Origin of the sequence: Chroococcidiopsis sp. TS-821 (assembly GCF_002939305.1) — a bacterium.
Taxonomy (GTDB): Bacteria; Cyanobacteriota; Cyanobacteriia; order Cyanobacteriales; family Chroococcidiopsidaceae; genus Chroogloeocystis.
This window is the reverse complement of sequence record NZ_MVDI01000007.1, coordinates 84,039-97,120: the sequence shown is the minus strand read 5'-3', so window position 1 is coordinate 97,120 and position 13,082 is coordinate 84,039. Positions and strand designations below refer to the sequence as shown.

11 protein-coding genes are annotated in these 13,082 nt (G+C 43.2%); 5 read left to right on the top strand and 6 right to left on the bottom strand.

The features are described from left to right. Positions 1 to 275: 275 nt before the first annotated feature. Positions 276 to 1,058, bottom strand: a complete 783-nt coding sequence (locus B1A85_RS17120) for a TatD family hydrolase (protein ID WP_104547954.1) — start codon at positions 1,056 to 1,058, stop codon at positions 276 to 278. Positions 1,059 to 1,108: 50 nt separating this feature from the next. Continuing rightward, positions 1,109 to 1,414: a 30S ribosomal protein S20 gene (gene rpsT, locus B1A85_RS17115; protein WP_104547953.1), complete on the bottom strand. Its 306-nt coding sequence runs from the start codon at positions 1,412 to 1,414 to the stop codon at positions 1,109 to 1,111. 211 nt (positions 1,415 to 1,625) lie between these two features. On the opposite strand from rpsT, the gene hisD reads away from it, so the two are divergent. Both hisD and B1A85_RS17105 read left to right on the top strand, forming a co-directional pair. Further along, the gene (gene hisD / locus B1A85_RS17110; RefSeq protein ID WP_104547952.1) at positions 1,626 to 2,966 is read left to right on the top strand and encodes a histidinol dehydrogenase; all 1,341 of its coding nucleotides are present in this window, start codon (positions 1,626 to 1,628) and stop codon (positions 2,964 to 2,966) included. A gap of 29 nt (positions 2,967 to 2,995) precedes the next feature. Continuing rightward, the gene (locus B1A85_RS17105) at positions 2,996 to 3,424 is read left to right on the top strand and encodes a universal stress protein (protein ID WP_104548070.1); all 429 of its coding nucleotides are present in this window, start codon (positions 2,996 to 2,998) and stop codon (positions 3,422 to 3,424) included. Positions 3,425 to 3,501: 77 nt separating this feature from the next. Here the strand turns inward: B1A85_RS17105 and B1A85_RS17100 are convergent, their stop codons facing one another. Beyond that, on the bottom strand, positions 3,502 to 5,649 hold the full coding sequence (locus B1A85_RS17100; protein ID WP_104548069.1) for a peptidase domain-containing ABC transporter: 2,148 nt from the start codon (positions 5,647 to 5,649) through the stop codon (positions 3,502 to 3,504). Positions 5,650 to 5,824: 175 nt separating this feature from the next. Further along, complete coding sequence (locus tag B1A85_RS23995) at positions 5,825 to 5,992, bottom strand: hypothetical protein (protein ID WP_168192421.1); 168 nt, start codon at positions 5,990 to 5,992, stop codon at positions 5,825 to 5,827. Between the two features lie 496 nt (positions 5,993 to 6,488). On the opposite strand from B1A85_RS23995, the gene B1A85_RS17095 reads away from it, so the two are divergent. After that, on the top strand, positions 6,489 to 7,745 hold the full coding sequence (locus B1A85_RS17095; protein WP_210404532.1) for an HlyD family efflux transporter periplasmic adaptor subunit: 1,257 nt from the start codon (positions 6,489 to 6,491) through the stop codon (positions 7,743 to 7,745). Here the strand turns inward: B1A85_RS17095 and B1A85_RS17090 are convergent. Continuing rightward, positions 7,742 to 7,978, bottom strand: a complete 237-nt coding sequence (locus tag B1A85_RS17090) for a HetP family heterocyst commitment protein (RefSeq protein ID WP_104547950.1) — start codon at positions 7,976 to 7,978, stop codon at positions 7,742 to 7,744. The two genes, B1A85_RS17095 and B1A85_RS17090, sit on opposite strands and share 4 nt — an antisense overlap. A 1,205-nt stretch (positions 7,979 to 9,183) precedes the next feature. Continuing rightward, entirely contained in the window at positions 9,184 to 9,570 is a 387-nt protein-coding gene (locus B1A85_RS17085; protein WP_104547949.1) for a hypothetical protein, read from the bottom strand. Between the two features lie 185 nt (positions 9,571 to 9,755). Between B1A85_RS17085 and hslO the strand changes: the two genes are divergently transcribed. Both hslO and B1A85_RS17075 read left to right on the top strand, forming a co-directional pair. Further along, entirely contained in the window at positions 9,756 to 10,661 is a 906-nt protein-coding gene (gene hslO, locus B1A85_RS17080; RefSeq protein WP_104547948.1) for an Hsp33 family molecular chaperone HslO, read from the top strand. Between the two features lie 187 nt (positions 10,662 to 10,848). Next, entirely contained in the window at positions 10,849 to 12,867 is a 2,019-nt protein-coding gene (locus B1A85_RS17075; RefSeq protein ID WP_104547947.1) for a chromosome segregation ATPase, read from the top strand. Positions 12,868 to 13,082: the final 215 nt, after the last annotated feature.

Sequence of the window (13,082 nt, the reverse complement as noted above, 5' to 3'; positions counted from 1 at the left end):
CTGAATGCTTTTGAAGAGTAATGTGTCGAAAACAAGCAGACTTCGCAGCAATAGCACTGCAAAGCCTTAACAGCAATTACGTATAACTTCAGTTAGCTCTATCTTAAGATGGTTGGCGATCGCCAAGGTAGTCGAGTGCCGAAAAGGGTGAATGATAAGCAACTGCCTGAAAAATAGTTTCATATTTACTTCATTAAATATTATGGCGTTTTTCTGACAGCTTTTGCCAACCTCAACTGAAATGTGCTAGGTTTAGCTGCTAGCTAGATTGAAGTTTATATCGAAAGCCCAAACAGCTTGCAAGCGTTTGCTGTTGTTTGCGTAGCAATATCTTCTAAGGTCACGCCACGTAAATTTGCTACAGCTTCGGCTACATACCGGACAAACGCTGGTTCATTGCGCTTTTGACTTCTTTTTGGAACCGGAGATAAAAACGGACAGTCAGTTTCGATTAACAGGCGATCGCTCCAGACCATTTTTGCGGACTCTTGAATTTGCTTAGCATTTTTAAATGTGACTATACCACTGAAACTCACATAAAACCCTAAATCAAGAAACCATTGTGTTTCTTCTGGATTTCCCGTCCAGCAATGCATAACTCCTTTGATTCGACGACCCTGTTGTCTAAAATCTTGTAAAATATCGCGCATAATGTTTGCTGCGTCGCGGCAGTGAATAATCACAGGTAAGTCTAACTCGTCTGCGATCGCTAGCTGTCGCGCCAATACTTCTTTTTGACGTGCTTGATTCTCCGCTTTATAGAAGTCTAACCCAATTTCTCCTATCGCTACAACTCGACGATCTGAGCGAGCATAGGCAGTAATCTGAGAGGCCGTCTCTGCGTTCCACTTATCCGCATCAAGGGGATGTAAACCAACCGCAAAACTCAACTCAGGAATTTTTGCCGCAAGTAATTGAATACTAGCAAATTCTGCTGGTTCCACGCACGAGTGAACTAAATGTACCACGCCAGCTTCTTGCCAGCGCGAGCGCACCGCTGGCAAGTCTGGTTCAAACACATCAAAGTTGAGATGAACGTGAGAGTCTATGAGTTGCATTTTTAGAGCTAGGGGTAACAGAAGAGATATTGTCTACTATTCCCTATTGCTTAGTTCCCTGATGCTTCTGCTTGTTCGTACTGTCTCAATCGTTTCACTAAACGCGATTTTTTGCGGGCACCGTTGTTGGGATGCAGCACGCCGCGTTTTACAGCTTTATCTATCTTACTGTAGGCTGCTGCCATACGCGAAAGCACTTCTTGCTTAGCTTCTGGAGTAGGATTGGCAGCATAAGTATCTACAGCGGTCAAGTATTTTTTCATCAAAGTTTTGACTGCCGATTTGTAAGCTTTGTTACGGAGTCGGTTTCGTTCTGCAATTTTGATACGCTTGATAGCAGATTTTGTATTCGCCACAGTTAAACCCAGGAAAACAATAAAGTTATAATGACAAAATCCTAGATGTACTAATATAGCATTCAATTTAGCAATATTGCGATTATCCGGAAAATCCAGGTTAAGCTAGAGAAACGAGTATAGCTTAGCTTTGCCTTCTGGTTAGGGTTAAGCGATAAAAAAGAAATTGTACTCGATTTGGTAATTCCTAGAAAGCCACAGTCCGAACTTCATGCTGCGAATAATTACTCAGCAAGCCGAGGTACGAGCAGAGCTACAACGCATCTGCGATCGCACTCACGATGACCAAGTGGTTCACAAAGAAGCGACAGTGCGGGAAGTGCTTCAAGCAGTGAAGCGCCAAGGCGACCGAGCCTTACTGCACTACACAGCAGAATTTGACCACCAAAACCTCAAACAAGAAGAGCTACGCGTTAGCGGTTCAGAATTAGATGCGGCTTACCAGCAAGTGTCGAAAGAACTGCTCGATGCGATTCGGCTCGCCTGCCGTCAAATTGAAGCTTTTCACCGCCAAAGAGTCCCCAAATCGTGGGTTCACTTTGGCGACGATGATGTGGTCTTAGGCAAACGCTACACGCCTGTAGACAGAGCAGGGCTATATGTGCCTGGTGGCAGAGCCGCCTACCCAAGCACTGTGCTGATGAATGCGATTCCGGCAAAAGTCGCAGGAGTCCCACGGCGGATTATGGTGACACCTCCAGGTGTAGGGAAATCAATTACTCCAGCAGTATTGGTAGCAGCGCAGGAAGCTGGGATAGAAGAAATTTATCGTGTAGGCGGAGCGCAGGCAATTGCGGCATTAGCCTATGGTACGGAAACGATTCCCAAGGTAAACATAATTACAGGACCGGGCAATATCTATGTTACCTTGGCAAAGAAACTTGTTTATGGAACTGTTGGTATTGACTCGCTCGCAGGACCTTCCGAAGTGCTTGTCATTGCCGATGAAACTGCGAACGCGACTTATGTCGCCGCTGATTTATTAGCACAAGCCGAACACGATCCGATGGCGGCGGCAATTTTGTTAACGACGGATGCGGAGTTAGCCAAGAAAGTACAAGCTGAGGTTGAGCGACAACTCGAAAATCATCCGCGCCGAACTTTAACCGAAAAAGCGATCGCGCATTATGGCTTGATTGTGATTGTCGATTCGCTAGCGCAAGCTGCCGAACTTTCAAATGAGTTTGCGCCAGAACATTTGGAACTCGAAGTCGCAGAACCTTGGGAGTTGCTCGAAAAAATTCGTCATGCTGGGGCGATTTTCTTAGGTTCTTCAACACCAGAAGCTGTGGGAGACTACTTAGCAGGACCAAACCACACGCTACCTACTTCGGGAGCCGCACGTTATGCGTCAGCGTTGGGTGTAGAGACTTTTCTAAAACACTCCAGTCTCATTCAGTATTCACCGATCGCCCTCCAAAAAGTTGCAGGAGCAATCGAAGTTCTCGCAAAAGCTGAAGGATTGCCATCTCATGCTGCATCGGTACGCTTAAGGACGCAGCCTAAAGGCGATCCTTGGGGAATAAATGATGGGGAGCAGCCAAAGTCTTAGCCTCAGTGCAGCACAAAGGAGAAGAGCTTGTGTTAAAAACAATTGTGGTCGCTGTTGATGGTTCAGACCTGTCAGAACATGTTATTCAAACTGTACAAGAACTCCAACTGCCACCTGATAGCCAAATTATCCTTTGTCACGTGATTCCGCCACCGATATCCGATCTCGACATGGTTGCCGATCTACCTCACGCCTATGCAGCAGAAGTTCCTTACCGAAACATAGAAAAGCAGCTCGCAGCTTATCGCGATAAGTTACCCAGAGAAAGTCAGGTAGAAATTGTCAGCGGCGATCCGGCAGAGGAAATTGTGCGGATTGCGAATATCTACCAAGCTGATTTAATTGCGATTGGTAGTCGCGGTTTACAAGGTGTGAAGCGCATCATTCAAGGCTCAGTTAGTAGTCAAGTTGTCGAGAGTGCAAATTGTTCAGTATTGGTAGTTAAGCCAATGATATAAGAACTTAAAAACTTATTGTTCAAAGAGCAGGGGAGACATAGGGATGCGGGGACGCAAGTCACCACTGTTTTGTGTTTTTAAGGAGTGATGAATTCTAAATGTTCTCCTGGTAATGATTGGAGATCTTCTATTGAACCTTGAAGTTTTAGTTTACCTTGCTCTAGTAGTATAATCCAATCGGCTCGATTGATGACTCGCGGACGGTGGCTGATTAAAATTGTCGTCTTACCTTGACGATAAGATAAAAGGCGGTCTAAAACTTGAGCTTCACTTACTGGGTCTAGTCCGGCAGTTGACTCATCTAAAATTAGTATTGGTGGGTCATTAACAATTGCCCTGGCTATGGCTAAACGTTGGCGTTGTCCGCCGGAAATATTAGCCCCAAATTCGCCGAGAATAGTATGATACTTATCAGGAAGTTTACTAATAAAATCATCAGCTTCTGTCATTTGGCAGGCTTTCACAATTTGCTCAAATTTAACTGCGGGAGAACCTAGGCGGAAGTTTTCTACAATTGAGCGACTCCAAAAATGAGCCTCTTGCGGAACGAGCACAACTTGTTGTCGTAAAGAATCTAAAGCTAAGTCCTGCAGGTTGTAGATACCAATGCGGATATTACCAGATTGCAGTGAATATAGACCGGCAATGATTTTTACCAAGGTACTTTTGCCGCAGCCTGATTTTCCAATTAAGGCAACAACTTGACCGCCAGGAATTGTCAGCGAAAAATCCTCAAGTAATTCAACTCGACCTGGATAGTGGAAGTTTAAATTTGTGCAGATGATGTCTGCATTATCGCGAATTATCGGATCGAAAGACTTTTTGCGATCGCCTTGGTTTTCTGACGTAGCGTCAATAACTTCAGTTAAACGCTGGGTAGCGGTTTGCACGCGGGTATATTCGTCGACGAAATCGATGACAGTGCTAATGAAAGCTAGAAAATTAGCATTCATGGCATTAAAAGCAAGTAGTTGACCAATACTCAACTGCTGGCTAATGACAAGGGTACTGCCAAACCAGAGTAAGGTGACGCTGCCAATGCCATAGACTAGCCCAGAAAATGTATTGTTAATAATACCAATTTGAATCGTGCGGAAAGTTTGATTTGCAGAGCGACCAAAGCGACTTTGAAATTCTTCCCAAAATTGAGGGGCTGCAGTTGTCGTTTTGAGGGTTAATGCACCTTTGAAAGTTTCGACTAAAATACCTTGGTTCTCAGCATCTAAAACGAGGACACTACGGACTTTTTGCTGTAGTGTTGGTAAGAATACAGCTGTAGATAAAGTCATGAAGACGGCGATAAAAATCGCAAGTAGCGTCAGCCTCCCGCTATAAAAAAGCATGAAGCTAAAAGAAATGACCGCAATAAAAAACTGACTTGGTAAACTGACAACAACTTGAGAGACTAACTGATTAATTTCTTGAATATCTTCTAAGCGACTGACAATTTCGCCACTACGACGAGATTCATAGTAAGTTAGTGGCAATCGCAAAATTTGTCGCCCAAATTCTAGAATCAGTCCTAACTGCAGTCGTTGGGCAAAGTGAGCAACAAGGTTATATTGAACTAGTTTGAGAATGCTGTTGACGATGTTCATGGCGACAACTGTTAAGGCTACAGCAGCAAGCAACCTAGTGTCGCCTCGTACTAACACGTCATCGGTAAGAATTTGAATTAAGAAAGGAAACGCTAACGACAATAAACCAATAACCATAGCGCAGAGCAAAGCCTGCAAGATTACAGTTTTATATGTCCAGAGGCGCTTGAAAAAGCGTCCAAAATGGCTGACCTTATCGTTGCTTTGGGCGTAGAAACGGATAGGGTCTGGTTCTAGCAAAAGCATGACATAATTTTTCCAGCCTTCCATCAACTCTTTTTTGGAGAGATAACGAATTTCTGTCGCAGGATCGGCAACGATGTATTTCCTACCTCGTTGTCCGTATAAAACAACCCAGTGATTGCCTTGCCAGTGAATAATCGCGGGTAATGGCGCTTCCTGCATTTGGTCTAAGATCTCAGCTGATGCCCTGACAGAACGTGCGTTGAAACCGAGTGCTTCTGCCCCCTGTCTTAGTCCCAATAACGTTGTTCCCAGTTGCCCAGTACCTACAGCCTCTCGGATACGGTTAATAGCAAAAGTTCGCTCATAATGTCGGGCAATAGTGGCAATACAAGCCGCGCCACAGTCTTCTTCACTATGCTGTCGAACAACTTGGTATTTCATTTCGGACTTTGTTTGCAAGGGATAAAAAGGAAAAATAGCAGGTTTTATTCTCTGCTCAACCGCTAATGGCAACATAGCGGTATCCTAAAGGTGAAGTTCTGGTGTAATTAGTTGTGTTCTCAAATCTCAGGACATTAGCAAGGTGTACTCTGGCGTTTAGGCGTGATTCTACTTACTAGAAGATAAATACTACGGCAGTTCTACCAATTGCATCACCGGACTTACCACTGATGGCACTACCGCTACCTGTACCTAAGATAGGGAAGAAATCAAAGGTAATGGTAAAGTTTTTACTACCGCCTTTTGGCAGCAAAGAACGATTTCGCTGTTTTCCTCCAAACAAGCTTTCTTCATCAGTAGAGATTTCAGTAAAAAGTAAGCTGATTTAATTAGTTACCATATTCTTGTTTTCCATTCAATGGGTATTAAAATATACGCCATTTATCTATATATTCAGTATTATTAATGCAATAAATCTTAGTCGATATACATTGTTAAAACTACTTGAATCTTTCTTGAAAAATGTATTATAGAAAACATCAGAAGAAAATACAGGGTTTGTTTCCTGTATAAGTGTTTACTTATTCTTAAAAGAAGAAAATACAGGGTTTGTTTCCTGTATAAGTGTTTACTTATTCTTAAATATGTAGGTGGGCATAATTAAATATCACACTTAACATTTGTTAGGTAATAGGTAATAGATACTGCTTGACAAATTAGCAGTTACCAGGACTTAAGTTATATTTATTCTTACTCACTTACTTAGTAGAGTTTCATTGCTTTATAAATCTAGATGTAAAGTTTTTTGAGCTTGAATAAAATTCAAACTTTTATCCTGTTTGCGATTAACTTATTCCGAACCAAATTTACTGGATCTGCGGCATCACCTGAGTCAGAAAATCGGCAACTATGATAACTACACCAGAACCAGATCCACCTATTACACGACTTCTTGTACCTCTACCGCTACCAGCACTACCAACGGCACTGACAAGAATATTTTAATTAAAGAAAATCAGGAAGTAAGACGGGGAGATGCGATCGCCACGCTAGATAGTTCTCGCTTGCAAACTCAAAGACGCCAACTCCAAACTAATATTCAGCAAAACCAACGACAACTTGAGCGCATTGCTGCCCAAATTAAAGCCCTTGATGCTCAGCAAAACTCGGAGAGTAATTTAATCAGCCGTAATATTGCCGCTGCTCAAGCTGACTTGAGTCTTAATCAACGAGGTTATAAAGATCAACTAGTCGTATCGCAAGCGGAAGTACAAGAAGCCGAAGCTGCGGTGGAATTGGCTAGTGAGGAAATGAAGCGGTATCAGCAACTAGCAAACACTGGTGCGATCGCTACGCTACAAGTCAAGGAGAAAGAACAAGCTTTTAAAGTTGCCCTGGCAAGATTATCGCGTGCTAAAGCTGCACTCAATCCTAGTAATGCTTCTGTAACAATTGCAAACGAACGCATTGCCCAAGAACGTGCTAGAGGTTTGGCAACTTTGGCGACATTAAACAAAGAACGGGAACAACTATTGCAACGCCAAGTCGAAATCCAAAATCAACTCGAACGCGACGAGGAAGAACTGAGACAATTAGGGATTGAACTTGGTAGAACCATTATCATAGCACCTGTTGCGGGTACTATCCTAAAGTTGAATTTACGCAATCCCGGTCAAGTGGTAAGCTTAGGAGATGCTATTGCCCAAATTGCTCCGAGTGACGCACCAATTGTCATTAAAGCAAGAGTGGCAGCCGAAGACATTGCTAAAGTAAGCATCTGCGAACAAGCACAGATTTTAAACTGTAATGAAGGTAAAGTGCAGTTGCGCTTTTCTGCTTATCCTTATCCAGACTACGGCACGCTGCGCGGTGTTGTACGGGCGATCGCACCTGATGTGATTGTCTCTGAAAATAATGGTGTTACTGCTGCGCCGTATTACGAAGTGACAATCCAGCCAGAAAGACCTTACTTTGTTCGGGGCGAGCAATCTTATCCTATTCAACCAGGAATGGAAGCTATCGCAGATATTATCTCCAGAGAAGAAACAGTTTTAACATTTTTGCTACGTAAGGCAAGACTGCTAGTAGATTTTTAATTACATTTATCAATTTTCTGGCAACTCGAGCTGACTATTTTACGGTTTTGTTTTATTAGTCGATTGTAAGTATTGTATGGAATGTAATCTAAAGGTTCGTAACCATAAAGATGTAGAAATAATACACACGCCCAAGAGTACTTTCCAGCAAGGATTGCATCAAGAATTTTTGCGACTTCTTCTTGTGCGATCGCTTCCTTACTTTTCATGATAGGATGGCTTGGCTGATTCATCACAATTTATTCTCCTTAATTTTACCTGGTTCATTAGTTGCTTAACTTTATATAGAGCGCATTGTGTATTTAGCTGTTTATGCACTATTTTCATTCATTAAAAACTCCAAATTAAAATAAGTTATTACTGGCTGTAGTGCAGCTACGATAGCCAAGAACCTTAATTTAAAAATTCTTAGTTATGTTACTGACGAACAGTTGTTCATTTGCTTCTTACAATAAAATCAAGAGAAGAGATAAGTTTTTCTGCTTTATGTCAACTCAATTGCCTAAAGTAGAAAAGTAGATCGCACAATTGTTTACAAGATAAATTTGAAAAAGCACGAATCATAGATGCCCTCCGATTAAAGTCAGGGCTACTCAAGCAAAGTATACTGTCGTACGCTAAGACAAAATTTTATCAATAAATTCACAGTCGATTAATTGCTGAAATTTGCATCTTGTATCAGAAATTAAGGTGTAAATATTAGCAATTAATATAATCAAATAGCTCTAATATCCACTCAGAAAAAGCTTTATCAGTAAGCATCTCCTCCTTTGACTCATTGTATGTAACTATTAATTTTAGGGCGACTGAGCGACATAAAAGTTCAAAATAAATAGTTTAACTAAGAAATAGCAACTATATTAAAGCGATCGCTAATATTTGCATAGTTTCTGCACGAGCTTCTTAAAACTTGATAAGAGATGGTATACAGAATTTTGTAAAGTGATTTTTGACAGTGCTTTTTCCTCGCTAGGAGTAAGTTATTCCCAAATAATACACTTTTACTATTGCAGACTATCATACCTGCATAGTTTGCTTTAGGCATAGTTGAATTATTGATTATTCAGCTTACCAATAACTTCACTGAAAGCAACCGCTTTTGCGGAAAATTTTTTGTTGATTTTGCTACACATTTTAATCATCTAGTATCATGAAGTACAGTTTTCTGAGCGTACATACTTTATACTTTGATACAGATAAAAAGCCTATAATAGGCAAATTCGGTTTCTAGTGTGGCTTTTAGTTGTTTTTTAGTATTGTTTTTAAATATTAAGCTGGGGAAAAATTGACTTATATTTATAAGAATTTTATATCTATTATTATTTTTTAATACAATATTTTTATTTTTAAAAAGCTACACGATTAAAGTGACTTGACATAGCAAGTGCGTCAGAAGGGCAGTCAATATGCTATGTCTGAAGAAAAGCCAAATGCAAGGCTAAGCTGATTTCGTTGCTAGAAACTGACGGAGACTGAGTAGACTTATCGTTTGTGCCAAGTTGAGGGGTAAAACTGAGATGCCAGCCAAAGAGGATTGTACCCAGCCTTCGCCCCAGTACCATTCGTGATATCCATCAATGCCTTGACTTAGTAAAAAGCGCACGCAAACAGGTGTTGCGACTTCTACTTGATGGCGAATGGCAATTGGTCCTGTCCAACTTGTGAAAGTAAATCCTGAGTGTAGTTGTTCGGGCATTCCTGGCGCTAGGCGTTGGAACCACAGCCATTTTTGTAGCTGTTCTGGACGCAGTATACTGTCGCGAATTGCGGCTGCTGACGCTTCTATTTCTATTCGCAGTTGGCTTTGTTGAAAAGTACCTAGCATGATAATCGTTGCGATCGCCTAATCAATTTATTTTTAGTATGACTGAACTTATGCATGAGGGGTGAGTGAATAGTTACTAGTGGCTACTATGCGATCGAGTTAACTATCATTGCTCTAATTTTCTCAGTCGTTTGCTTTATCTCCACCTTAGAATAAAAAAGGATATGTAAAGAAATGTAAGGGACATGGCAGATCAGTTAATTCGTGCCACAGCAGCTGAGGGAGGAATTCGGGCGGTGGGCGTCATTACCACTCGCCTCACCGAGGAAGCAAGACAGAGGCATCAGCTTTCGTACGTAGCCACGGCAGCTTTGGGACGTACGATGTCAGCAGGACTGCTTCTAGCATCAAATATGAAACGTGCCGAATCGCGAGTCAACATTCGAATTAAAGGCAATGGTCCGCTTGATGGAATTCTTGTTGATGCTGGGTTAGATGGTACTGTACGCGGTTATGTGGATAACCCTACTGTAGAACTACCTCCCAATCCTAGAGGAAAACTAGATGTAGGGGGTGCAGTTGGAAACGACGGCTACTTATATGTTGTGCGTGATGTTGGCTATGGATATCCTTACACGAGTACTGTAGAGCTAGTTTCTGGGGAAATCGGTGACGACATTACTCACTACCTGGTAACCTCTGAACAAACGCCATCAGCATTAGTTCTCGGCGTATTTGTGGGAAGTGAAGGAGTACAAGCCGCAGGCGGGTTGCTGATCCAAGTTTTACCAAAAGCTGCACGGGACGAAGCACTCATCCAGACCCTAGAATCTCGCGTCGCCGCCTTGTCAGGATTTACACCGCTATTGCAGGCTGGAAAAACATTACCTGAAATCTTTGGGGAACTACTCGGAGATATGGGTTTAGAGATTTTGCCAGAAACGCAGTTGGTACGTTTTCATTGTGGTTGTACATTTGAGCGGATGCTTGGAGCATTAAAAATGCTCGGTGAAGCCGAACTACAAGACATGATTGAAAAAGACGACGGCGCTGAAGCAACGTGTCATTTTTGCGGGACAGTTTACCAAGCAAGTAGCACTGAGTTGAGCCAGTTAATTGCCGATCTGCAGTCTGAAGCTTCAGCTAAATGAGACAGAGGTGCAAGGGTGTAGGAAAGAAGAATTAATTATGAGTTAGTCTTAAAAAGCTTGTGGATGCTTGAATATTTTGGAAGCGTATTTCGTGCTAAAATACACGTCTTTACACATAAACTGGGTTGACAAACAAGACTGGTTATAAACAGAATCAAAGCCAGGTAAAGACATTTGGGTATAAGCAATGAGAGAGCAAGGTATTCCCGATGATTGGTCTGTTGGCAAAGCTTCTAGCTGCGAAGATAGTAGCCAGTCTTTACCTTCCGTTGCGAAAATTGGTGCTTCTGGAGTAGGAAAGCATAGATTGAATGAAGGTGGCAACACTCCAGGACCGCAACCAAAAGCCCCTAAAAGATTATCGCCGAAGCGAAAAGTACAAGGATGGTCGAAAAATTGGGTTTTTTGGGTAGGATTAGGAGGCTCGATCACAAGTGGAGCGAGTCTTATTGCGCTAGCGATGCTACTAAAGTCACCAGCAGCACCAAATTGTCCTGCCATTTTTTGGCCTTTAGCTTCAGCCTCGGTACGTCTGCATTGCGCGCAGGTAGCCGCCAATAAGCAAACAGTAAAAGACTTATTACAGGCGATCGCGCTTGTTGAAGCCTTGCCCGACGATCACCCACTGCGCCCAGAAATCAATCGTTTACTCGAACAGTGGTCGCTAGACATTTTAGCTTTAGCCGAGCAAGACTTTCAAGCAGGAAGATTAGAACAAGCGATCGCCACAGCACAGCAAATTCCTAGAGACGTACCTGCGTATCAAAACGTAGCAAGTACAATTGCCAACTGGCGGTCGATTTGGTCGAAAGCAGAAGCTATTTATGCAGAAGTAGAAGACAACTTACGCGCCCGCCATTGGCATCAAGCATTTATGGAAACGGTGCGGTTATTAAGTGTTGGTAACGAATATTGGGCAACAACAAAATACGCAGAACTCAATCAAAAAATTGAAATTGCCCGCGAAGATGCCAGCAAGTTAGCAAAAGCTGAAAGTTTGGCAAAAAGAGGCGGTGCAGACAACTTAGTAGAAGCCATTAAAATTGCGGAATCAATCGGCGTCAATAGCTATATGTACCAAGAAGCGCGATCGCTGATTCCGGACTTGGGACGGCAGATGATGGCTCTCGCGCAAGCAGCCTTGGATAGACGCGATGCTAATACAGCAATTGAGATTGCCAATCGCATTCCGGCAAGTACAGGCTTACGTGCAGAAGCCCAAGACTTTACTACGTTAGCATCAGCACAGCAAAGTGCTTGGATGGGAGAAATTCCAGATATAGAAACGGCGATCGCCACTGCCCAAAAAATTGCTATCGATCGACCACTTTATAGTAGAGCGCAAGAATTAATCGCGCAGTGGCAGCTAGAAATTGAAGCTGTAGCGCGTCTCGATCGGGCGCGACAACTTGCCCAAGGCGGTACTATTGGAGATTTAACTGCAGCAATCACCGAAGCACAATTGATTTCGGATACAAATCCGCGTGCTGCCCAAGCGCGTACCGAGATTAATCGCTGGCGGCGACAAGTCGAGACGATTGAGGATAGACCACTACTTAACCGTGCCGAAGACTTAGCTGCCGGAGGCGACATTGCTTCGTTGCAAGCCGCAATTAACGAGGCAAGTCAAATTCGTAGCGGACGTGCGTTGTATCGCGAAGCGCAAAGTCGAATTCGCAATTGGACAAGCCGAATTCAGCGAACGCAAGACCAGCCTATTCTTGATGAAGCAAGATTTCTTGCTAGTAGTGGCAATCTTCCGGCAGCGATCGCAACAGCGCAAAGAATCGCTCCAGGAAGGGCACTTTCCGGAGAAGCCCAAGCGGCAATCAACGATTGGCAAGGACAAATCCGCGCGCGCCAAAACTGGCAAGAAGCACGCCGCACAGCACTACAAGGCACGCCAGAAGCATTGGCACAAGCAATCCGACTGGCAAATCGCGTCCCGCGAACTAGCCCACTACGTGCGGAGGTCAATCCGGCGATCGCGCAATGGAGTCAACAGCTATTTAATCTAGCGTTAAGTCGGGGTCAGTATGATATTCCTGGTGGAATTGCGATCGCTAGAAGAATTCCTCCTGGAACCGATGCTTATCGTGCTGCGCAACAGCAAATTACTGCCTGGGAGAAAATTTTAAATCCTGAGCCTGTCGTCGTACCCACAATACCAACACCAACTTCAACTCCGACACAATTACCACAATAGGTAAAGCGGCACGATGACACGTATGCGAGCGCTCGCCTGAAGACCTGTTTGGGCGCGCGACGGCTCAGCCATTCATCAAAGAGGCTGAGAAGCATTACATCATTTTTAACTTCGACGCGTGACCCCCACTGTAATTATTTGCAGTAGTTGCCCTTCTGAAGTTGCATGAATTAAGATTCACAAAGTTGCCTTATGGCTACGGCATAACCTCAGAA